The sequence below is a fragment of the Afipia sp. GAS231 genome, assembly GCF_900103365.1.
Classification (GTDB): Bacteria; Pseudomonadota; Alphaproteobacteria; order Rhizobiales; family Xanthobacteraceae; genus Bradyrhizobium.
In genome coordinates this window covers 5,609,974-5,630,813 of the sequence record NZ_LT629703.1, presented here as the reverse complement: position 1 = coordinate 5,630,813, position 20,840 = coordinate 5,609,974, and the positions used below count along the sequence as shown (strand labels likewise).

Genomic DNA, 20,840 nt, shown 5'->3' with positions numbered 1-20,840 from the left:
CTCATTTCTCGGTCCCGGGCACGAACTTGCCGTTCTCGATATGGGCGGGAATATAGGTCGAATTCGGCGACGCGCCGGAGAAATGCGCCAGCAGCACGAAGCTGACCACGACCAGCAGCAGCGATCCCAGCACCAATTTGGCGATCAGATGCATTGGCCAGGACGATGGCGCCATCACGCCGGACCGGGTGGCAATCAGGAACAGGGCATAGACCGCGAACGGGATCAGGAAAATTCCGACTTCGGTCAATACCGGACGGATCATGAGAGATAAATCCGCTCATACAGCACGCGCAGGATGCCCGCGGTCGCGCCCCAGATGTAACGCTCGGCATACGGCATCGCGTAGTAGGAACGCTCCATGCCGCGGAATTCCTTGTTGTGGATCTGGTGGTTTTCCGGATTCATCAGGAACGCCAGCGGCACCTCGAACGCATCGACCACCTCGGCTTCGCTGATCTTCAGCGTGAAGCCGGGTCTGACGCGCGCCACCGTCGGCAGAATGCGAAAGCCGAACGCCGTACCGTAGAGATCGAGATAGCCGATCGGCTCGATGAACTCGCGCTCCAGGCCGACTTCCTCCATGGCTTCGCGCAGGGCGGCATCCATCGGGGAAGCGTCAGTGGCGTCGATCTTGCCGCCGGGAAAGGAAATCTGGCCGGCATGGCTCGACAGATGCGGCGAGCGCTGCGTCAGCAGCACGGTCGGCTCCGGATGATCGATCACCGGGATCAGCACCGCCGCCGGCCGCACCGGTTGCTCCTGCGCGACGATCTCCAGCATGCGGTCGTTGCCGCTGTCGCCGGTCCTCGGAATGATGTTGGGATCGACCAGGCCGGGCGGCACGTCGAAATTCAGCCGCGCCTGGCTGCGCGCGAAAAACTCCGCCGAACTGACCGGAGCCGCCTCCAGCTTGCCTCGTATCGGCTCGTTCAAAGCGCGTCCCTCACCTGCTTCGCATCCGCCATCGCAAAGAACTCTCCGCCGGATTCGACCCCGAACATCGGTTCGCCATCGACCACCCGCTCTTCCCCCATGTCAACCAGATCGTAATAGAGCGCGCGGGTGACCTTGGCCCAGAGGTCGGCGCGGACGTGCAGATAGGGCGTCAGCCCGCCATCATCAGCCATCTTGAATCGCAGCCGATGGCCGGAGTCGCAAGCCACCCAGTCGTCGACATTGGTGCGAAAGCGCAAGAGCCGGCCGCGGTCGCCGGTCTCGTTCAGCATCTCGACCGCCATGAACGGCGCGTCGTCGACGCGGATGCCGACCTTCTCGACCGGGGTCACGAGAAAGTGCTTGCCGTCCTCGCGCTTCAGGATGGTCGAAAACAGCCGCACCAGCGCCGGCCGTCCGATCGGCGTGCCCATGTAGAACCACGTTCCGTCGGAGGCTATTCGCATGTCGAGGTCGCCGCAGAACGGCGGATTCCACAGATGCACCGGCGGCAGGCCCTTGCCGGCCGCCGTGGCGTTGACGGCTTCGCGCGCGGCAACCGTCAGACCTTCAAGGTTCTTGCCTTCAAGCTTGTTGCCCTGATCGCCGGTTTGCCCTTGCTTCGCCATTGTTTGACCTGAGTCTGACTGCTTCGATCTGGCACGATTGGTGCAAGTCTTCCGATATGTATCCTGGACGATTTGCGCCCGTATTATTCCGGGTCAAGTCGCCACAACGTGATGCCGTTCATACCCCGAAATACCGATAATGTGGGGATAGTTTAATTCAACGAATACATGGCCTTTGCATAGGTTTAGCATGAGGTTCGTGGCATGACGACGCACTCGGCGCTGTCATGAAGCGGTTTGGCTCTGGATCCGTGCAGCCTTGAACAGGTGAGGCCCCGGATTCGTGAAGGAGAGAGACATGGCGAACGCAGACGGTGTCGAGAAACTCGAGGACGCGATCGTCCGCTCGGCCGAGCAGGTCGCCGGTCAGATCCGCGCCGCCAAGGAAGCGATCGGCACCGTCATTTACGGCCAGGACCGGGTCATCGAAAACACCCTGGTGACGATCCTGTCCGGCGGTCATGCGCTCTTGATCGGGGTTCCCGGTCTGGCCAAGACCAAGCTGGTCGAAACGCTCGGCATCACGCTCGGCCTCGACGCCAAGCGCATCCAGTTCACACCGGACCTGATGCCATCGGATATTCTCGGCGCCGAGGTGCTGGACGAGAGCAATTCCGGCAAGCGTTCGTTCCGCTTCATTTCAGGCCCGGTGTTCGCGCAGCTCCTGATGGCCGACGAAATCAACCGCGCCAGCCCGCGCACCCAATCGGCGCTGCTTCAGGCCATGCAGGAACAGCACATCACGGTCGCGGGCGCGCGCCATGATTTGCCAAAACCCTTCCACGTGCTGGCGACGCAAAATCCGCTGGAGCAGGAAGGCACCTATCCGCTCCCGGAAGCGCAGCTCGACCGCTTCCTGATGGAGATCGACGTCGACTATCCCGATCGCGACGCCGAGCGCCGCATTCTGTTCGAAACCACCGGCGCCGAGGAAACGCTCGCCAAGGCGTCGATGAACGCGGAGATTTTGATCGCCGCGCAACGGCTGGTGCGGCGGCTGCCGGTCGGCGACAGCGTCGTCGAGGCTATCCTTTCGCTGGTGCGCTCGGCGCGTCCCAATCCCGACGGCGATGGCGACAAGCTGATCGCCTGGGGACCGGGACCGCGCGCCAGCCAGTCGCTGATGCTGGCGGTTCGCGCCCGCGCGCTGCTCGACGGCCGGCTCGCGCCCTCGATCGACGACGTGCTCGACCTCGCCGAGCCCGTGCTCAAGCACCGCATGGCGCTGACCTTCTCGGCGCGCGCCGAGGGACGCACCATTCCCGACGTGATCAGGCAGTTGAAGACGCGGATTGGTTGATGGCCGCAGAGACCAGGCAACAAAGCGGGGAGCAAAAGGAGCTTTTAGCGATCCGACGTGCCGATGGCGAAAGCCGAACGCTCGCCGCATCGCTGCCCCGTCTCGTGCTTGAAGCCCGCCGCATCGCCGCCAACGTCATTCACGGCCTGCATGGCCGGCGCCGCGCCGGCGCCGGCGAAAGCTTCTGGCAATATCGCCGCTTCGTCTCGGGCGAGCCGTCGCAAAACGTCGACTGGCGGCGCTCGGCGCGCGACGATCATCTTTATGTCCGCGAGCAGGAATGGGAGGCCGCGCATACCGTCTGGCTGTGGCCGGACCGCTCGCCGTCGATGGCGTTTGCTTCGAAAGCTGCGCGCGATAGCAAGCTGGAGCGCGGCCTGATCGTCACCTTTGCGCTGGCTGAGCTCTTGGTCTCGGGCGGCGAACGGGTCGGCATTCCCGGCCTGATGAACCCGACCGCCAGCAGCAGCGTGATCGACAAGATGGCGCAGGCGATGCTGCACGACGATGCGGCGCGTTTGAGCCTGCCGCCGTCCTTTGTGCCGTCGGCGCTGGCCGAGATCGTGGTGCTGTCCGACTTCTGGTCGCCGATGCCGGAAATCCGCACCATGCTTGCAGGACTATCGGCTTCCGGCGCGCATGGCACGCTGATCCAGGTCGTCGATCCCGCGGAAGAAACCTTTCCCTATGCCGGCCGGGTCGAATTCGTCGAACCCGAGGGCGGCGGCGTCATCACCGCGGGCCGCGCCGAGAGCTGGGCGCAGGATTACGTCGCGCGCGTAGCACTTCATCGTGACGAGATCCGCAACGAGACCAACAAGCTCGACTGGCTGTTCTCGACCCACACCACCAGCCGCTCCGCCGCCGAACTCTTGCTGTTCCTGCATTCGGGCATGATGGTGAGCAAGGGAAGTGTGCGCTCCTCAACCGTGAAGGTGGGACGAAGCTCATGATCGCAGGGCTCCCCCTCACCTTTGCCGAACCGCTGTTGTTGCTGGGCCTGCTGACGCTGCCGGTGCTGTGGTGGCTGTTGCGGGTGATGCCGCCGCGGCCGCGCCGGATCGAGTTTCCGCCGACGCGGCTGTTGTTCGACATCAAGCCCAAGGAAGAAACCCCGTCGCGAACGCCGTGGTGGCTGACCTTGTTGCGCCTCACCGCGGCAGCGCTGGTCATTCTCGCCGCCGCGGGGCCGATCTGGAATCCGCAAACCGGCGTCGGCGGCAGCAAGGCGCCGCTGGTGATCCTGCTCGACGACGGCTGGAGTGCGGCTTCGAGCTGGGACACTCGCATCAAGGCCGCCGACGAGCTGATCGCCAATGCCGATAACGACCGCCGCGGCGTAGCACTGGTTCCGCTGTCCGAACCGGCGCGCGACATTACGCTGATGCCCGGCGGCACCGCGCGGGTCGCACTGCGCCAGCTTGCACCCAAACCTTACTCGGTCGAGCGCGTCGAAACGCTCCCCGCCATCGAGCGTTTTTTGAAGGCGACCGGCGATGCCGAGATCGCCTGGCTGTCCGACGGCATCGACACCGGGCGCGGTACCGAGTTTCTCGAAAGCCTCGGCAAGACCATCGGCGACCGCAAGCTGACGGTGTTCGAGGGTGGCGCATCGCCGGCATTGGCGCTGGTCGCCGCCGAGAATGCCGCGGCAAAGATGACCGTGAAGGTGCTGCGCACCACCAGCGGCAACGCCGCGGGCGTGGTCCGCGCGATCGACGCCAAGGGTTCGCCGATCGGCGAGGCGCGGTTCGCGTTCGGATTGCAGGACCGCGAGACCGAAGCGGCGTTCGATCTGCCGGTTGAACTGCGCAACGATATCGCGCGGCTCGAAATATCGGGCGAACGGTCCGCCGGCGCAGTGCAACTGCTGGACAAGCGCTGGCGGCGACGCGCCATCGGCGTCGTCACCGGCGCGACCAGCGATACCGCGCAGCCGCTATTGGCGTCGACCTTCTATCTCACTCGCGCACTGCAGCCGTTCGCCGACGTGCGGCTCGGCGATCGCGGCGCGCCGCAGCAGGTGATCGCGCAATTCCTCGATCAGCGGCTGCCGATGATCGTGATGGCCGATGTCGGCACGCTGTCGCCGGAAATCCGCGAGCGTCTCAACGCCTGGATCGATCAGGGCGGCGTATTGGTGCGCTTCGCCGGTCCCCGTCTGGCGCAGGCCGATGACGATCTGGTGCCGGTGAAGCTGCGTCGCGGCGGCCGCACGCTCGGCGGCAGTCTCACCTGGGAGAAGCCGCAGCATCTGGCCTCGTTCGCTGCCGACGGCCCGTTCGCGGGGCTCAACGTGCCCAAGGACATCACCATCAATCGTCAGGTGCTCGCCGAGCCCGACGCCGTGCTTGCCACCAAGAGCTGGGCGTCGCTGGAAGACGGCACGCCGCTGGTGACCGGCGAACATCGCGGCAAGGGCGTCGTCAGCCTGTTCCACGTCGGCGCCGACTCGCGCTGGTCGGACCTGCCGATGTCCGGCACGTTCGTCGAAATGCTGCGGCGGCTGGTCGATATGTCCGGCTACACGTCCAAGCCCGGCCCCGGCGTCGCCAGCGAAGCGACCAATGTCGAGACCGTGGCGCCGCTGCGCACGCTCGACGGCTTTGGCGCGTTCGGGCCGCCGCCCTCGACCGCCAAGCCGATGCCGGCCGACTATCGCGACCGCGCCACATCGGACCATCCGCCCGGCCTTTACGGCTCCGCCGAAGGTCCGATCGCGGTCAACACGCTGGCGTCGGCCGATCGTATCGCCGCGCTCGATACCTCATTGCTGCGCGCGCAGCACGCCACCTACTCCAACGCCGAACCGCGCGACCTGCGCGGCATCCTGCTGTCGTCGTCGCTGCTGCTGTTCCTGATCGATGCGATCGTGATCGCCATGCTGGGCGCGGGCCTTGCCGCGCTGTGGCGCCGGCGTACGGCGGCGGCATCGATCGCGCTGGCGCTGATCCTGGCCGCGACCTGGATCGCGCCGTCGCCGGTGCGTGCCGACAACAATGACGACTTCGCCGTCAAGGCGGTGTCGCAGACCCGGCTCGCTTACGTCGTCACCGGAAATGCCGACGTCGATTCCATCGTCAAGGCCGGCATGGCCGGGCTGACGCTGTTCATGGCGCAGCGCACCGCGCTGGAAACCGGCGATCCCATCGGCATCGATCCCGCCAAGGACGAACTGGCGTTCTTCCCGCTGATCTACTGGCCGGTGGTGCCGGGCGCACCGAAGCCGTCGCAGGACGCCATCAACCGCGTCGACGCCTATATGAAACAAGGCGGCACGGTTCTGTTCGATACCCGCGACGCCATCGAGGCGCCGCCGGGCGAAAACGGCGCATCGCAGACGCCGGCCATGCAGAGCCTGCGCGAAATTCTCTCCGCGCTCGACGTGCCCGAACTCGAGCCGGTGCCGCATGAGCACGTGCTGACCAAGACGTTCTACCTGCTGCGCGACTTCCCCGGCCGCTTCAACGTCGGCCAGACCTGGGTCGAAACCCTGCCGCGCGAAGACGACGACGAGGCCGCGTCGAGGCCGGCGCGCGGCGGTGACGGCGTTTCGCCGATCATCATCACCTCGAACGATCTCGCCGGTGCCTGGGCGCTCCGTCCCGACGGCCAGCCGATGCTGCCGCTGACCCCCGGCGAGCCGCGCCAGCGCGAATTCGCTTTCCGCGCCGGCGTCAACATCGTGATGTACACGCTGACCGGCAACTACAAGGCCGACCTGGTTCATATGCCTGCTTTGCTCGAACGGCTGGGGCAATAGAGCATGCAATACGGCATCGCATTCACGCCTCTCGTTCCCACGCTCGTGCTGTGGATCGCGCTCGCCGCCATCGTTGCGATCTCGGCGCTGCTGCTGCTCGGCCGCGCCCGTGGCGCTGCGGTGCGGGTCGCCGCGCTGGCGCTGATCCTGCTGGCGCTCGCCAACCCGTCCTTCACCCGCGAGGACCGCGAGCCGTTGTCCTCGGTCGCCGCCGTCGTCATCGACAAGAGCCCGAGCCAGAATTTCGGCACGCGCAATGACGAGACCGCGAAGGCGCAGGAAGCGCTCGTCGACACCCTGAAAAAGATCAAGGGACTGGAAGTGCGCGTCGTCGAGGCCGGACAGGCCGATGGCGAGACCGACGGCACCAAGCTGTTCGGCGCGCTGTCCTCGGCGCTGTCGGATGTTCCGGTCGATCGCGTCGCCGGCGCGTTCATGATCACCGACGGCCGGGTCCACGACATTCCCGCCAATGCGGCCGCCGTCGGGTTCCAGGCGCCGGTGCATGCGCTGATCACGGGACAGAAGGACGAGCGCGATCGCCGGATTGCGATTTCGGCGGCGCCCCGTTTCGGCATCGTCGGCCAGACCCAGACCATCACCTACCGGCTCGACGACCAGGGCGTCACCGGCCAGCGCGCCAAGGTCGTGATCCGCCGCGACGGCGAGGTCATCGGCGAGCGCACGCTTACGAGCGGCCAGACATCCAGTGTCGAGATCGACATCAAGCATGCCGGGCCGAACATCGTCGAGATCGAGGCCTCGCCGCTGGAGAACGAACTGACGCTGGTCAACAACCGCGCCGTGGTCGCGATCGAAGGCGTTCGCGACAAATTGCGCGTGCTGCTGGTTTCCGGCGAACCGCATTCCGGCGAGCGCACCTGGCGCAACCTGTTGAAGTCGGACGCCAGCATCGACCTTGTCCATTTCACCATTCTGCGGCCGCCGGAGAAGCAGGACGGCACGCCGATCAACGAGCTGTCGCTGATCGCGTTTCCGACCCGCGAGCTGTTCCAGCAGCGGATCAACGATTTCCAGTTGATCATCTTCGACCGTTACGCCCGCCAGGGCGTGCTGCCGATTGCCTATTTCGACAACATCGCGCGCTATGTCCGCGGTGGCGGCGCGGTACTGGTGTCGGCAGGTCCCGACTACGCCTCGACCACCAGCATCTGGCGCACGCCGCTGGATTCGGTGCTGCCGGCCGAACCGGTCGGCGTCAGCGAGAAGCCGTATTATGCGCATCTGAGCGATGCCGGTAAGCGCCATCCGGTGACGCGCGGCCTAGAAGGCTCCGCCTCGGAGCCGCCGCACTGGAGCCGGTTCTTCCGCACCGTCGAGACCCGCAACAGCGTCAACCCGCCGGTGATGACCGGCGCCGACGGCAAGCCGCTGCTGCTGCTGTCGCGCTTCGGCGAAGGCCGCGTCGCATTGCTGTTGTCTGATCACATCTGGCTGTGGGCGCGCGGCTATGAGGGAGGCGGACCGCATCTGGATCTGTTGCGGCGGATGTCGCACTGGCTGATGAAGCAACCGGATCTCGACGAAGAGGCGCTGCGCCTGCAAATCCAGGGCAAGGACCTCGTGGTGGTGCGCCAGACCATGGCCGACACCGTGCCGCCTGTTGTCGTGACCTCGCCGAGCGGAACGACAAAAGAAATGACGCTGAGCCCAGGCGATCCCGGCGAATGGCGCGCGACGCTGCCGGCGAACGAACTCGGCCTGTGGCAGGCGACCGACGGCACCTTGAAGGCGCTGATCAATGTCGGGCCGACCAATCCGAAGGAATTTTCCGAAGTCACCTCCACCACCGAGATGCTGAAGCCGCTGGCGCAGGCGACCGGTGGCGACGCGCGGCGCGTGGTCGACGGCTCCAGCCTCGACATGCCCCGCATCGTGCCGGTGCGTGCCTCCGGCATCTATCGCGGCGACGGCTGGCTCGGCGTCAAGATGCGCGACGCCAGCGTGGTCAAGGGCGTCGGCGTGCTGCCGATGTTCGCAGGCCTGATCGGGTTGCTGCTGCTGCTCGGTGCGTTCGCGGCGACCTGGGTGCGCGAGGGGCGGTGAGGCTGTCGCGCAGAATTCTGCCGGGCTGCCGTCTTCCGTTGCATCAATCCCACAGCGCGCGCAGAACTATCGCCACCTTACCTGACCTACGGTTGACATCCTCTGTTCCTTCCGATGTTATAATATAACATTGGGACGAAGACCCGGATGAACTGGTTCCGAAAACACCTCAAGCATGGCTCGCGGCTGGCGCTGTTTGCGCTCGCGATCCAGTTTGCGCTGTCGTTCGGGCATGCGCACGGGGTTGCCGCGCAAGCAGCACCCGTAGTCCAGACCAGCGCGACCGACGCGGACTTCGCCCACGCCACCGGGCTCGCCGCGCAAGGAGCTGCGGACGAAGTTGCGCAGAAGCAGCAGCCATCGACGCCCGATAGCGATCAGCAACCGGCGGATAATTGCGCGATCTGCGCCGTCATGTCGCTTGCCGGCAGTGTGCTGTTCGCGACGCCGCCACTGCTGCAACTGCCGCAGGCGGTCGAATTTCTCTACCTCACGACCGACGCCGAGTTCGTTCACCTGAACGCGATCCATCCGGCGTTCCAGTCCCGCGCACCACCCGCCTCCTGAGATCGATTGATTGATGCGCCCTTGGGGGATCGTCGCCATGCGTGGCCGATCCACCGGGATAAATCGAAATCGGTCCGTCGCACATCGACGGCAAGGCGCTTCCCAAGGTTCGTCGATAACGCGAATTCCGGTGGCAGCCTCTCAGGATCGGACAATGACGCTCTCGTTAAGAACCACTCTCCTGCTCTCCAGTTCAGCGTCACTGCTGCTCGGCCTGGGCACCCCTGCAATGTCGCAGACCGCAGCTCCCGCGGCGGGCGGCTCTACCACGCTTCCGAAGATCGAGGTCGTGGCGCCGCCGCGCGCCCAACCCACGCGCCGGCCCAAGGCGCGCGTCGTCACGGGGGTACGTCGCGAGACGCCCGCCGCACCGCCGCCGCAGACCGAGGCGCAAGTGGTCGCGGGCAAGAACGAGAAGTTTGACACGACGCGCCAGAACATTTTCGCGCCAATCGGTGCCAACTCCTCTGAGATCAACCACCAGGCCATCGAGGCGCTCCCGCAAGGTACCAATACGACGCTGGACAAGGTGCTATTGCAACTACCCGGCGTAACGCAGGATTCGGCCGCAAGCGGTGAATTGCACGTACGAAACGAGCACGGCAATCTTCAATATCGTATCAACGGCATCATGCTGCCCGACGGCGTCGGGGCTTTCGGGCAAATCCTCGACACCAGCATCGTCGGAAGCCTGGCGTTGCTTACCGGGGCGCTGCCGGCGCAATATGGCTTGCGCACCGCGGGCGTGCTCGACATCCAGACCAAGACCGACGCCTTCAACAACTCAGGCAGCGTCAGCGTCTATGGCGGCAGCCACCAAACGATCACGCCGAGTTTCGAATACGGCGGCACCGCCGGACAAACCCAGTATTTCGTCTCCGGACGCTATTTCACGAGCAATCTGGGGATTGAAAATCCGACGCCGGCGAAAGAAGCGATTCACGATCGCACCTCGCAGGAGAAGGGATTTCTTTATCTATCGACCGTGCTCGATCCCACCAGCCGCCTGACCCTGATCAGCGGCGTATCGAATGCGGCGTATCAGATCCCCAACAATCCGGGACAGCCGTCCAACTTCACGGCGTTCGGGGTATCCAACTTCGATTCGTCGATGCTCAATGAACGGCAGTACGAGACGACCCAGTTCAACGTATTGGCCTACCAAAAATCGATGGAGGATATCGACTACCAGGTCGCCTATTTCAACCGCTATAACCAGTTGCACTTTCGGCCGGATCTGGTCGGCGACCTCGTCATCAATGGCGTGGCCTCCGATGTCTACCGTCAGAGCGTTATCAATGGCATTCAGGAAGATACCGCCTGGCGCATCGGCTACGCCCATACTCTGCGGTATGGCTTTTCCGTGAGTGCGGAGCGCTCCCTGGTCACCAACATATCCACCGTGTTGCCGCTCGTTGATCCCACCGATCCCAGCCAAGGCACGATCGATGCGCCGTTCCCCATACTCGATTCCAGCTCCAGGACCGGTTGGCTGCTTGGCACCTATCTTCAGGACGAGTGGAAGATCACCAATAACCTGACCTTGAACGCAGGGTTACGCTTCGACCAGATGTACCAATACGTCAATGCCAACCAGTTCAGCCCGCGTGTCAACGTGAGCTGGGTGCCAGTGGATGGCACCACCTTCCACGCCGGCTACGCGCGCACATTCACGCCGCCGCCGCAAGTGGTGGCTGCTCCGGTTAATCTGGCGCTGGTCCAGGGCACATCGCAGCAGCCTGCCGTGCAGCAGAACGATCCGGTGCGGCCGGAGCGGGCCCACGTGTTCGATGCAGGTGTAGTTCAGAAGATCCTGCCGGTACCCGGCCTCGAGGTCGGGATCGATCTCTACTACAAGATCGCGCGCGATCTGCTTGACGATGGGCAATTCGGCGCGGCCTATGTATTGTCCGGCTTCAATTACGACCGGGCCAATAACGCGGGCGTCGAGCTCAAAGCATCCTACACCAACGGCAACTTCCGCATGTATGGCAACCTCGCCTGGGCGCGCCAACTCGGCACCGACATCGTATCGAACCAGTATTTGTTCGACCCCGACCGTCTGGCCTACATCGCCAGCCACTACGTCTACACGGACCACAGTCAGACTCTGACCGCGTCAGCCGGTGCATCCTACCTCTGGAACGGCACGCGGTTCAGCGCGTCAATGATCTACGGCAGCGGACTTCGCTCCGGCTTTGCGAATACCGACCACGTGCCGTCCTATACCCAGGTGAATGTCGGAGTATCGCGCGAATATCTCCTCCCGGGATGGACCAAGCCGACGACGGTAAGGTTCGATGTCGTCAACCTGTTCGACAAGATCTACGAGATCAGGGATGGCTCGGGCATCGGCGTGTTCGCGCCGCAGTTCGGACCGCGACGCGGCTTCTATGTCGGCATCACGCAGAAGCTGTGACGCGTGCGCCGTCGCGTGAAGAAAACGCGTCAGAACAAACGTCCAGAGTCCTGCAACAAGGACGAAGTCCTGATGCCGGGCATCGGGGTACGGGCGTTTGCGAATTTGAAGTTTTAGACAACGGCCGGCTCGATGCCGCTTCTCCCTCGCCCCGCACTTGCGGGGTCGAGACGAGCGAAGCTTGCTCTTAGAGGGTCGGGGTGAGGGGCAGCTTCCACGAATACCGAATGCGCGGTGAGTCCCCCTCACCCGGCGCTTTGCGCCGACCTCTCCCCGCAAGCGGGGCGAGGTACGCAAGCTACCTTGCCTTGCTCCAGTCGGGCTGGATCGCGCCGGAGACGTCGTTGAAGGCGCCTTCGACCAGCTCGGCCACCAGCAGACGGCTGTAATCGACCGGGCCCGGCATCGTCGCCCGTCCCTTCGGCACGGCCTTGAAACCGACGCGGCTGTAATAGGCCTCGTCGCCGACCAGGATCACCAGGCGATGGCCCTTGGCCTTGGCATCCCTGAGCGAACGGTCGAGCAGCATGCGGCCGACACCGCGGCTGCGGAACGGCGGCTCGACCGTCAACGGCCCGAGCATCAAGGCCGGCGTATCGCCGATGCAGACCGGCAACTGCCGCACCGAACCGACCATCAGCGTGCCGATCCGCGCCGTGAACGACAGATCGAGCAGATGATCGACATGTTCGCGCAGCCGGTAGGCGCTGAGCACGAAGCGGCCGGGTCCGAAGGTGCGCTCATGCAGGCGCTCGATCGCCTGCGCGTCCTTGGGGGTTTCGGCCAGGATAGTGACGGAGAGTTCGCTCATGATGAGGCGCGGGATAGCATCTGGGGGCGGCGCGGTCGAGCGCCGGTTCTGATTAAAATCAGAACCGGCGCTCGACCGTTAATATTTTGACGCGTTTTCTTCACGCGAACCGGCCTCCACTTCGCTCGAAAACGCTATGTCTGCCAAATTCCGCGTTGCCTTAAGCCTTGTTGATGACGGGCTGGGACAAATAAGCCAGCAGCTTCATTTCGCGCCGGCCACGCGTCACCGTATCCAGCACCAGCCCCGACGACACCGACAGGACCGCCACGATCATCAGGCCCATCGACAGTACCGCGGTCGGCAGCCGCGGCACGAGGCCTTCCTCGAGATAGGTGATGACGACGGGGATCGCGAGCCCGATCGAGACCAGCATCAGGAAGATGCCGATCACGGTGAAGAACCGCAGCGGCTTTTCCGACCGGTACAGTTTCAGGATGGTGCCGAGAATCCGGAAACCGTCGCGCCAGGTGTTGAGCTTGCTGACCGAACCTTCCGGCCGCGCATAATACGGCGTCTCGACTTCGGCGACCGGCAACGCCAGTTCGAGCGCGTGCACGCTGAGCTCGGTTTCGATCTCGAAACCGTCGGACAGCACCGGAAAGGATTTGACGAAGCGGCGCGAGAACACGCGATAGCCGGACAGGATGTCCTTGAAGGCCTGGCCGAACACCGTCGACAGGAAGCTGGTCAGCATCCAGTTGCCGGTGCGGTGGCCCGGCCGGTAGGCGGCGACCGACTGATCGACGCGAAAGCCCACCACCATGTCGAGATGATCGTTGATCAGCCGATCGATCATGCGCGGCGCGCTCGGCGCGTCGTAGGTCGCATCGCCATCGACCAGCACATAGATATCGGCGTCGACATCGGCGAACATGCGCCGGACCACGTGGCCCTTGCCCTGGCGGCGCTCGCTGCGCACCACAGCGCCGGCGGCGCGCGCGATCTCGACGGTGCGGTCCCTCGAATTGTTGTCGTAGACGAATATCGCAGCCGCCGGCAGCGCCTTGCGAAAGTCGGCGACCACGGTCGCGACAGCGGCTTCCTCGTTGTAGCAAGGCACCAGAACCGCAACCCGCAACGCTGGTGTCGTCATCGCGATCTCGCCGAATCAACCCTGTCCATGGGGCGTTTATACCGCAATCAGGCGTTGGCCGGTTGGAGGAAGGCGGTGTTATCCGCGGCCGCTTATCGCCACGTCGAAACCGGCGTCACGCCGTCGAGCACTTCCGCGATCCGCAACCGTGTGCCTTTGGTGGTCTCCGTCGGCAACGCGGTTGCGGCATAGAATCCGCACTCGACGATCTCGCGGTTCGGCTCCGGCAACCGGTCCTGCCGGAATTGCCTGACCACATAGACCGCGACATGGTCGCGGCGGGAGACGTGGCTGTTGAAGAACAGGCCATGCAGGGCGGGTTCGCCGGCGAGTTCGATCCGCCCCTCCTCCATCAGCTCGCGCCGCAAGGCTTCGAGAAAGCTCTCGCCGACCTCGACCCCGCCGCCCGGCAGATGCCAGCCGGAGACATAACTGTGCCGGACCAGGAATACCCTGCCATCGGCATCCACCACGACGCCGCGAACGCCCAAGGTCATGCCGCGGGCGAACCGCCAATAGAGGTGGAACACGTGCCGCAATTGCGGCTCGATGCGCTTTCGCAAGGTTTGCAGAGCGGTCACAAATCCCCCGGATGGACAGATGTCATGTTTGATCCTTATATCGCGGGATGATCGCGCGACAGCTTCATTTCACGGGCCATCCGGCGAAACGCACATGACGGCCTTCACGTTGGCGCATCTGTCCGACCCGCACCTGCCGCCGCTGCCGGCGGCGCGCCTGCGCGATCTCGCCGGCAAGCGTGCGTTCGGTTATCTCAACTGGACCCGCAACCGCCACAAATATCACCGCCGCGAGGTGCTGGATGCGCTGGTCGCCGACATGCAGGCACAGCGGCCGGACCATATCGCCGTGACCGGCGATCTGGTCAATCTCGCGCTCGAATCAGAATTCGCCCCCGCGCAGGCCTGGCTCGAAGGCGTGGGAACGCCGCAGCAGGTCACTGTCATCCCCGGCAATCACGACGCCTATGTGCGCGCCACACAGCATCGTTTCGCCGGCGCCTTCGGCGAATACCTGCGCGGCGACGCCGGGACCGAAGGCACTTCGTTTCCGTTCCTGCGCCGGCGCGGTCCGCTGGCGCTGATCGGCGTGTCCTCGGCGGTGCCGACGCCGCCGCTGATGGCGACCGGCACGCTCGGCCGCGCGCAACTCGACACGCTCGACCGTCATCTGGCGCAATTGTCGGCCGAGGACGCGTTCCGGGTGCTGCTGGTGCATCATCCCCTGCACTCGAAATCCCGCATGAAGCGACTGACCGATTCCAGCGGCTTGCGCGCGGTGTTGAAGGCGCGCGGCGCCGATCTGGTGCTGCACGGCCACGACCACATCCATTCGACGATGTGGATCGAAGGGTCAGACAAGCAGATCCCCGCGATCGGCGTGCCTTCGGCCTCGGCGCTGGCGCACCGGCATTATCCGGCCGCGGCCTACAATCTGTTCTCGATCGAGCGCGACGGCAATCAATGGCGCTGCACGCAGACCGTGCGCGGCATCGACGCCAGTCTGCAAGTGCGGGAGATCAAGCAGACGCAGCTGATCTAGAGATTCTTCAAGCTCGCGAACAGCGCCAGCGCGAACAGCGCGAGCACGCCGGCGAGAAAGCCGAACACGAACGTACCGAACCCGCGACGGCGCGGCTTTGGCTCCGCCACCGGCTCGGCCATCGGCGTTGCCACCATCGCATGCTCGCGCTCGATCATGCGGCGCGCGACATAGCCGGTGACGGCATCGACGATGACGGGCACGTCATGCGATTCGGCGAGCACGATGCGGCCGAAGCGGGTGTCCTGCACGAAGCGATAGATCCGCTTGTCGCGGCCCATCAGAACATGCGCGACCACGTCGATCCACAGCCGCGGGGTTTCGCCCTGGCTGACGCCGCGATCGAACAGGTCGACCTGTCCGGGCACCTCGGCAAACAGCGGGTCGAGCGCCTCGTTCAGAATCTCGAGCCGCGCGACTTCGGCGTCGCGCAGTTCGACGACGACGCCGGTGCGATCGGCGGCCTCGATCCGGGCCTGGCGCAAAGCGTCGCGCAGCCGCGTCGGTCGCGTTTCGCGGGCCTCATTGCCGGTGTTCTGCGCGTCTGACATTTTGCAAGCCGCCTTTGTCCTGAAGGGGTGGGCGCGGTTAACCTATCAGTAACCATGGCTTGCGCAAAGGTCGTTTATTTTCAATAACTTACGTATTCATTGGCTTCGAGACTCACTGAGCCAGGCGCCCGTGAGGCGAGCGAAACGGTTGTTCGGCGTGCCTGCAAATCGCAAGACGGCCCCACCCGGAAAACCGGATGAGGCCGCCTGTCCTTGGCGTTTCCCTGGATTTTATGTGCGGCCGGCCGATCAGGCCGAGACGCGCGAGGGCTCTTCCACGATCGAAAAGCGTACGCCGGCCTTGTGACGGTTCTCTTCCGAAACCGCGCGCCACGCATCCTCGGCTTCCTTGCGGGTCGTGAACGGACCCTGCACCTGGGCCGAGCCTTCCACGAGCTTGTGGAAGTTCATCGATCCGAACTCGCCGCCGATCACCCAGAAATTGCTCTTCGTCATGGTCGTCTCCTGTTATTCCGCTTACCCGGCTGCAATCGACATTCGTGACAATGCGTTGCGAAACGTGCTGAGAACTAAACGCCAGAATGGCGATTTCGTACAGCTACCTTGTATTCGAATGGTGATGTTGTGTAACATCAATACTTGTAATAAATGTCATTTTGTAAAGTTAGTCACAACGATAGGTCAGGAAGCCTGTCATGCCCGCTGATTCCGGAAAAAAGCTGTTTGTCGGGCCAAGGTTCCGGCGAATCCGCCAGCAGCTTGGCCTGTCGCAGACCCAGATTGCCGAGGGACTTGGCATTTCTCCGAGCTATATCAACCTGATAGAGCGTAACCAGCGGCCGGTGACGGCGCAGATCCTGCTCCGGCTGGCCGAGACCTATGACCTCGATCTGCGCGATCTCGCCACCGCCGACGAGGATCGCTTCTTTGCCGAACTGAACGAAATCTTCTCCGATCCGCTGTTCCGCCAGATCGACCTGCCGAAGCAGGAACTGCGCGACCTCGCCGAGCTGTGCCCCGGCGTGACCCATTCCCTGCAGCGGCTCTACGCCGCCTATACCGAAGCCCGCCGCGGCGAGACCATGGTCGCCGCCCAAATGGCCGACCGCGACGACGGCAGCCGATTCGAAGCCAACCCGATCGAGCGCGTGCGCGACCTGATCGAGGCCAACCGCAATTACTTTCCCGAACTCGAAACCGCCGCGGAAAACCTCCGTGACGAACTCAACGTGCCAGCCGAGGGCCTGTTCGCGGCGCTTTCGACGCGCCTGCGCGAAAAGCATTCGATCGTCACCCGCATCATGCCTGTCGACGTGATGCGCGAGACGTTGCGGCGGTTCGACCGTCATCGCCGACAACTCCTGATTTCCGAACTGCTCGATGGCGCCGGGCGCAGCTTTCAGCTCGCGCTGCAGATCGGACTTGCCGAATCCAGCGCCGCCATCGATGCCATCGTGAGCCGCGCCGGCCCGCTCGACGACACGCCGCGCCGGCTCTACCGGATTACGCTGGCGAATTATTTCGCTGCGGCTGCGATGATGCCCTATCAGGCGTTTCACGCTGCGGCGGAGGCGCTGAGTTACGACGTGCACGTGCTGGCGCAGCGCTTCAGCGCCGGCTTCGAACAGGTCTGCCATCGCCTGACCACGCTGCAACGGCCGAACGCACGCGGCGTGCCGTTCTTCCTGCTGCGCGTCGACAATGCCGGCAACGTCTCCAAGCGGTTTTCTTCCGGCACGTTTCCATTCTCGAAATTCGGTGGTACCTGCCCGCTATGGAATGTGCACTCGACCTTCGACACCCCCGACCGGCTGCTCAGCCAGGTGATCGAGCTGCCGGACGGCACCCGCTATTTCTCGATCGCGCAGACGGTGCGCCGCCCGGTGGCGCCGCACCCGCAGCCGCAGCCGCGCTTTGCGATCGGGCTCGGTTGCGAAATCCGTCATGCCACCAAACTCGTCTACGCCGCGGGCATCGATCTGGAGAAGACCGAGGGCACGCCGATCGGCGTCAACTGCCGGCTCTGCGAGCGCGAGAACTGCAGCCAGCGCGCCGAGCCGCCGATCACGCGGACGCTGATCCTGGACGAGACCACGCGGCGGGTATCGTCGTTCGCATTCAGCAACGCAAGAGAGTTGTGAGCCACCCAATCCGCTAATCCCTTTGGCCAGAACAGGACAATCGAATGTTCGTCTCATTCTTCCCACGCCCGAAACTTTTCTTCATCTCCGTGATCGTGTGGACCGCGCTGGCGATGACACTCTGGTACAGTTTCGCCAGCACTCTGTTCGGCTCGTCCGAACAGCCAGTGATCGGCGTCGCGATGTTCCTGTCGGCGCGCGAGCTCTGGTTCGACCTTTATTTCGCGCTCGCCGTCGCCATCTTCGCGGGCGCCTGGATGACGTTTTCGCCGCATCCCTGGGCGCCATGGTCGATCATTGGCTCGGCGCTGATCCTGTTCAGCTCCTACTTCCAGGTCCAGGTCAGCGTCGCCATCAACGGCTGGCGCGGACCCTTCTATAATCTGATCCAGGCCGCGCTTTCGAAACCGGGGTCGGTCACGACCGAGCAATTGTACGGCGGCATACAGACCTTCGCGGGCATCGCTACGGTCGGCATCGTGGTCGCCGTGCTGACGAGTTTCTTCGTCAGCCACTACATCTTCCGCTGGCGGACCGCGATGAACGACTTCTACGTCGTCAACTGGGCGCGGCTTCGTACCATCGAGGGCGCCTCGCAACGGGTGCAGGAAGACACCATGCGGTTCGCCACGACAATGGAGAGCCTTGGCGTCAATTTGATCAGAGCTGTGATGACGCTCATCGCCTTCCTGCCGGTGCTGGTCGTGCTGTCGCGCAATATCACCGAGCTGCCGGTGATCGGTTCCATCCCCTATTCGCTGGTGTGGGCCGCCGTGATCTGGTCGATGCTCGGCACCGGCACGCTGGCGCTGATCGGTATTCGCCTGCCCCGGATCGAATTCTTCAACCAGCGCGTCGAAGCCGCCTACCGGAAGGAACTCGTGCTCGGCGAAGACGATCCTGCCCGCGCCCAGCCTCCGAAGTTGAGCGACCTTTTCCACGACGTCAGGACCAACTATTTCCGGCTCTATTTGAACTTCATGTACTTCAACGTCGGCCGCTACGTTTATCTGCAGACCGACGTCATCTTTCCCTACATCCTGCTCGCCCCCACCCTCGTCGCCGGAAAGATCACGCTCGGCCTGATGCAACAGATCCTGAGTGCGTTCGCGGAGGTCCGCAGCTCGTTCCAGTACCTCATCAATGCATGGAGCACGATCGTCGAACTGATCTCGATCTACCAGCGGCTGCGCGGCTTCGAGGCCAGGATCCACGACGAGCCGCTGCCCTCGATCGAATCCGTGCCGGACCCGGCTGGATCGTAGTCTTCATCGCGAGCAACCGGGGCGGCGCCAGATGCCGCCTCGGCCCGTTTCAATCCGCGAGCGCGAACGCCTTGCACCAGCCGTCCTTGCCGACCTCACCCTCGACCACCTTGCAGCCGGCCGGCGGCTCGAACAGCGTGCATAATCCGCAGCTATAGATGCCGTTCGGCATATCCTGATATTCGGCCTGCTGCCGCGTCATCTTGTCCGACGCTGCGGCGCGCACGATCCGGAAGCAAAGCGCCGCCGTTGCAACCCCGGCCGCCGCGCGCATGATCTTTCGCCGCGAGGGGTCCGATTGCTGTCCGGCCATGGGGCTGCTCCGTTGTTGCGGGGGCGATTGTAGTGTCCTCTTCCCGTCATTGCGAGCGAAGCGAAGCAATCCATTCTTCCCTCGGCCAAATAGATTGCTTCGTCGCTTCGCTCCTCGCAATAACGGTCGATAGATACAACTTCGTATTCTCGCGACGCTTTAAACAGAAAGGCCCGCCGTGAAGGCGGGCCTTTTGCCGATGGAGCGCGCGGGGTCAGATCGCGATGCCGTAGTAGTCGTTGACGGCGCGGGTGCGGGTCGCGTCGGCCCAGTTCCAGGCATTGTCGTTACCGTATTTCGGCGCGCCCTTGAGCTGCGCTTCGGTCACACCGGTGACGTAACCGCCAAGCGAGGTATCGTATTTCAGCGATTGCCACGGCAGCGGATAATGATCGTCGCCGATGCCGAGAAAACCGCCGAACGACAGCACGGCGTAGGACACCTTGCCGCTCTGCTTGTCGATCATGACACGCTCGATCGAGCCGATCTTGGTGCGGTCGGCGCCATAGACGGCGGTTCCCTCGACCTTGTCGCTGCCGATCAGATTACCTTGTTCGCGTACTTCCGTAACCATGTGACGTTCCTCCGGGTGTGAGTAGACCGAGGAAAACGAAGGGCGTCGTCAAACGTTCCTGTGGTGACATCGTCAGAATGACGCATCGGGTGCGCGGCGCTGGTTCCTGTGTTACGTTTTGCACCGAGCAACTGAATCGGCGGCTCATGCCGGGATGAATTTTAGGGAGGCCGCATGCGTTCGGTTCTATTCGCACTCACCCTGTTGTTGATCGGTGGCAGCGCCGCGAACGCGGCCTGCACCTGCCAGTGCGTCGACGGGCAAATGCAGCCCGTATGCGATAGTGGCGTCAACCGGCCAATGGTTTGCCCGCCGACGGTGTGCCGGCCTCCGAGACCGTCGGTTGCCCCGGTCATTCCGCCGAACGTGAAGGGGCTGGGCGGATCAGAGTGTAAGCAGGCACAGGTGTGCGATGCCTCGGGCAAATGCACCTGGGAGCAGGTCTGCCGTTAAGTGGGCCCGCAAGCGGTGCTGATGATCTTGCCGGTTTCGCTGAAACGGAAATGGGTGCGGACCGGCCTGCCGTCGTGATCCCGGTAATCGAGCGAGATGCCTCCGGCCTCGGGCAACAACGCATCGATCGCAAACGCACCCGGCACCGGCTTCTTCAGTTTGGGAAGCCAGTAGCGTTCCACACCGGACTTGCCGCGAAAGCTACCGCCCTCGCAACAATCGACTTTCGCCGCATCGTCATAGAGATCGATGAGGGCTGCGAGACTGCGCTGCCGGCAGGCGTCAATCCAGTCCACCACGGTGCCAATCGGATCAAAAGCAATTTGGGAGTTCGACATCGTCCACCTCACGCGCCTGCGCCCTCGCCCAGAAGTAATATAGGCGCGATGAACCCGCTCTGAACCGGCCATTCAGCCCGTGTTTGAAAACCG

The 20,840-nt window shown here is 63.8% G+C and carries 20 protein-coding genes; 9 read left to right on the top strand and 11 right to left on the bottom strand.

Features of this window, described 5'->3' with window-relative positions; genetic code table 11:
- Position 1 precedes the first annotated feature (1 nt).
- From BLS26_RS26675 to BLS26_RS26665, 3 genes are read right to left on the bottom strand one after another with little or no spacing between them, the layout of a single operon-like run.
- Complete coding sequence (locus BLS26_RS26675) at positions 2-265, bottom strand: DUF6111 family protein (protein WP_092515533.1); 264 nt, start codon at positions 263-265, stop codon at positions 2-4.
- Positions 262-936 carry a CoA pyrophosphatase gene (locus BLS26_RS26670; RefSeq protein WP_092515532.1) on the bottom strand — a complete coding sequence of 225 codons (675 nt, stop codon included), beginning with the start codon at positions 934-936 and terminating at the stop codon, positions 262-264. The genes BLS26_RS26675 and BLS26_RS26670 overlap by 4 nt, the downstream gene beginning before the upstream one ends.
- The gene (locus tag BLS26_RS26665; protein ID WP_092515531.1) at positions 933-1,565 is read right to left on the bottom strand and encodes a DUF1285 domain-containing protein; all 633 of its coding nucleotides are present in this window, start codon (positions 1,563-1,565) and stop codon (positions 933-935) included. Before BLS26_RS26665 ends, BLS26_RS26670 begins: the two co-directional genes overlap by 4 nt.
- A gap of 298 nt (positions 1,566-1,863) precedes the next feature.
- Between BLS26_RS26665 and BLS26_RS26660 the strand changes: the two genes are divergently transcribed.
- From BLS26_RS26660 to BLS26_RS26635, 6 genes are all read left to right on the top strand, one after another.
- Positions 1,864-2,865: a MoxR family ATPase gene (locus BLS26_RS26660; RefSeq protein WP_092515530.1), complete on the top strand. Its 1,002-nt coding sequence runs from the start codon at positions 1,864-1,866 to the stop codon at positions 2,863-2,865.
- Positions 2,865-3,818, top strand: a complete 954-nt coding sequence (locus BLS26_RS26655; RefSeq protein ID WP_092515529.1) for a DUF58 domain-containing protein — start codon at positions 2,865-2,867, stop codon at positions 3,816-3,818. The genes BLS26_RS26660 and BLS26_RS26655 overlap by 1 nt, the downstream gene beginning before the upstream one ends.
- Positions 3,818-6,628, top strand: a complete 2,811-nt coding sequence (locus tag BLS26_RS26650; protein ID WP_092518610.1) for a DUF4159 domain-containing protein — start codon at positions 3,818-3,820, stop codon at positions 6,626-6,628. The genes BLS26_RS26655 and BLS26_RS26650 overlap by 1 nt, the downstream gene beginning before the upstream one ends.
- A 3-nt stretch (positions 6,629-6,631) precedes the next feature.
- Positions 6,632-8,695, top strand: coding sequence for a hypothetical protein (locus BLS26_RS26645; RefSeq protein ID WP_092515528.1), 2,064 nt, complete (start codon positions 6,632-6,634; stop codon positions 8,693-8,695).
- Positions 8,696-8,842: 147 nt separating this feature from the next.
- Positions 8,843-9,262, top strand: coding sequence for a DUF2946 family protein (locus BLS26_RS26640; RefSeq protein ID WP_092515527.1), 420 nt, complete (start codon positions 8,843-8,845; stop codon positions 9,260-9,262).
- A 154-nt stretch (positions 9,263-9,416) separates the two neighbouring features.
- Positions 9,417-11,681, top strand: coding sequence for a TonB-dependent receptor (locus BLS26_RS26635; RefSeq protein WP_092515526.1), 2,265 nt, complete (start codon positions 9,417-9,419; stop codon positions 11,679-11,681).
- Between the two features lie 298 nt (positions 11,682-11,979).
- Here the strand turns inward: BLS26_RS26635 and BLS26_RS26630 are convergent, their stop codons facing one another.
- The 3 genes from BLS26_RS26630 to BLS26_RS26620 form a co-directional block, all read right to left on the bottom strand.
- Positions 11,980-12,492 carry a GNAT family N-acetyltransferase gene (locus tag BLS26_RS26630; protein ID WP_092515525.1) on the bottom strand — a complete coding sequence of 171 codons (513 nt, stop codon included), beginning with the start codon at positions 12,490-12,492 and terminating at the stop codon, positions 11,980-11,982.
- A 160-nt stretch (positions 12,493-12,652) separates the two neighbouring features.
- Positions 12,653-13,588 carry a glycosyltransferase family 2 protein gene (locus BLS26_RS26625; protein ID WP_092515524.1) on the bottom strand — a complete coding sequence of 312 codons (936 nt, stop codon included), beginning with the start codon at positions 13,586-13,588 and terminating at the stop codon, positions 12,653-12,655.
- A gap of 92 nt (positions 13,589-13,680) precedes the next feature.
- Positions 13,681-14,169 carry an NUDIX domain-containing protein gene (locus tag BLS26_RS26620; RefSeq protein WP_172804707.1) on the bottom strand — a complete coding sequence of 163 codons (489 nt, stop codon included), beginning with the start codon at positions 14,167-14,169 and terminating at the stop codon, positions 13,681-13,683.
- Between the two features lie 94 nt (positions 14,170-14,263).
- Here BLS26_RS26620 and BLS26_RS26615 point away from each other — a divergent pair, with 94 nt between their 5' ends.
- Complete coding sequence (locus BLS26_RS26615; RefSeq protein WP_092515523.1) at positions 14,264-15,151, top strand: metallophosphoesterase; 888 nt, start codon at positions 14,264-14,266, stop codon at positions 15,149-15,151.
- Here BLS26_RS26615 and BLS26_RS26610 read toward each other — a convergent pair.
- Both BLS26_RS26610 and BLS26_RS26605 read right to left on the bottom strand, forming a co-directional pair.
- Positions 15,148-15,702 (bottom strand): hypothetical protein, encoded by a 555-nt coding sequence (locus BLS26_RS26610; RefSeq protein ID WP_092515522.1) that lies wholly within the window; start codon positions 15,700-15,702, stop codon positions 15,148-15,150. The genes BLS26_RS26615 and BLS26_RS26610 overlap by 4 nt on opposite strands.
- A 249-nt stretch (positions 15,703-15,951) precedes the next feature.
- Positions 15,952-16,158, bottom strand: a complete 207-nt coding sequence (locus tag BLS26_RS26605; RefSeq protein WP_092515521.1) for a hypothetical protein — start codon at positions 16,156-16,158, stop codon at positions 15,952-15,954.
- 200 nt (positions 16,159-16,358) lie between these two features.
- Here BLS26_RS26605 and BLS26_RS26600 point away from each other — a divergent pair, with 200 nt between their 5' ends.
- Together BLS26_RS26600 and sbmA are read left to right on the top strand one after the other, a co-directional pair.
- Positions 16,359-17,804: a short-chain fatty acyl-CoA regulator family protein gene (locus BLS26_RS26600; RefSeq protein WP_092515520.1), complete on the top strand. Its 1,446-nt coding sequence runs from the start codon at positions 16,359-16,361 to the stop codon at positions 17,802-17,804.
- Positions 17,805-17,848: 44 nt separating this feature from the next.
- Complete coding sequence (sbmA, locus tag BLS26_RS26595; RefSeq protein ID WP_092515519.1) at positions 17,849-19,069, top strand: peptide antibiotic transporter SbmA; 1,221 nt, start codon at positions 17,849-17,851, stop codon at positions 19,067-19,069.
- Positions 19,070-19,118: 49 nt separating this feature from the next.
- Here the strand turns inward: sbmA and BLS26_RS26590 are convergent, their stop codons facing one another.
- From BLS26_RS26590 to BLS26_RS26580, 3 genes are all read right to left on the bottom strand, one after another.
- On the bottom strand, positions 19,119-19,382 hold the full coding sequence (locus BLS26_RS26590) for a hypothetical protein (protein WP_092515518.1): 264 nt from the start codon (positions 19,380-19,382) through the stop codon (positions 19,119-19,121).
- Positions 19,383-19,596: 214 nt separating this feature from the next.
- Positions 19,597-19,956 (bottom strand): PRC-barrel domain-containing protein, encoded by a 360-nt coding sequence (locus BLS26_RS26585; protein WP_092515517.1) that lies wholly within the window; start codon positions 19,954-19,956, stop codon positions 19,597-19,599.
- Between the two features lie 449 nt (positions 19,957-20,405).
- On the bottom strand, positions 20,406-20,747 hold the full coding sequence (locus BLS26_RS26580; protein ID WP_157676596.1) for a hypothetical protein: 342 nt from the start codon (positions 20,745-20,747) through the stop codon (positions 20,406-20,408).
- Between the last annotated feature and the right edge of the window lie 93 nt (positions 20,748-20,840).

Excerpts from the sequence above, each read along its gene's own strand:
- BLS26_RS26625 (WP_092515524.1), bottom strand. The coding sequence starts at position 13,588 with ATGACGACACCAGCGTTGCGGGTTGCGGTTCTGGTGCCTTGCTACAAC.
- BLS26_RS26600 (WP_092515520.1), top strand. The coding sequence starts at position 16,359 with ATGCCCGCTGATTCCGGAAAAAAGCTGTTTGTCGGGCCAAGGTTCCGG.
- BLS26_RS26610 (WP_092515522.1), bottom strand. The coding sequence starts at position 15,702 with ATGTCAGACGCGCAGAACACCGGCAATGAGGCCCGCGAAACGCGACCG.
- BLS26_RS26605 (WP_092515521.1), bottom strand. The coding sequence starts at position 16,158 with ATGACGAAGAGCAATTTCTGGGTGATCGGCGGCGAGTTCGGATCGATG.
- BLS26_RS26630 (WP_092515525.1), bottom strand. The coding sequence starts at position 12,492 with ATGAGCGAACTCTCCGTCACTATCCTGGCCGAAACCCCCAAGGACGCG.
- BLS26_RS26585 (WP_092515517.1), bottom strand. The coding sequence starts at position 19,956 with ATGGTTACGGAAGTACGCGAACAAGGTAATCTGATCGGCAGCGACAAG.
- BLS26_RS26665 (WP_092515531.1), bottom strand. The coding sequence starts at position 1,565 with ATGGCGAAGCAAGGGCAAACCGGCGATCAGGGCAACAAGCTTGAAGGC.
- BLS26_RS26675 (WP_092515533.1), bottom strand. The coding sequence starts at position 265 with ATGATCCGTCCGGTATTGACCGAAGTCGGAATTTTCCTGATCCCGTTC.
- BLS26_RS26645 (WP_092515528.1), top strand. The coding sequence starts at position 6,632 with ATGCAATACGGCATCGCATTCACGCCTCTCGTTCCCACGCTCGTGCTG.
- BLS26_RS26580 (WP_157676596.1), bottom strand. The coding sequence starts at position 20,747 with ATGTCGAACTCCCAAATTGCTTTTGATCCGATTGGCACCGTGGTGGAC.
- BLS26_RS26660 (WP_092515530.1), top strand. The coding sequence starts at position 1,864 with ATGGCGAACGCAGACGGTGTCGAGAAACTCGAGGACGCGATCGTCCGC.
- BLS26_RS26635 (WP_092515526.1), top strand. The coding sequence starts at position 9,417 with ATGACGCTCTCGTTAAGAACCACTCTCCTGCTCTCCAGTTCAGCGTCA.
- BLS26_RS26590 (WP_092515518.1), bottom strand. The coding sequence starts at position 19,382 with ATGGCCGGACAGCAATCGGACCCCTCGCGGCGAAAGATCATGCGCGCG.
- sbmA (WP_092515519.1), top strand. The coding sequence starts at position 17,849 with ATGTTCGTCTCATTCTTCCCACGCCCGAAACTTTTCTTCATCTCCGTG.
- BLS26_RS26615 (WP_092515523.1), top strand. The coding sequence starts at position 14,264 with ATGACGGCCTTCACGTTGGCGCATCTGTCCGACCCGCACCTGCCGCCG.
- BLS26_RS26655 (WP_092515529.1), top strand. The coding sequence starts at position 2,865 with ATGGCCGCAGAGACCAGGCAACAAAGCGGGGAGCAAAAGGAGCTTTTA.
- BLS26_RS26640 (WP_092515527.1), top strand. The coding sequence starts at position 8,843 with ATGAACTGGTTCCGAAAACACCTCAAGCATGGCTCGCGGCTGGCGCTG.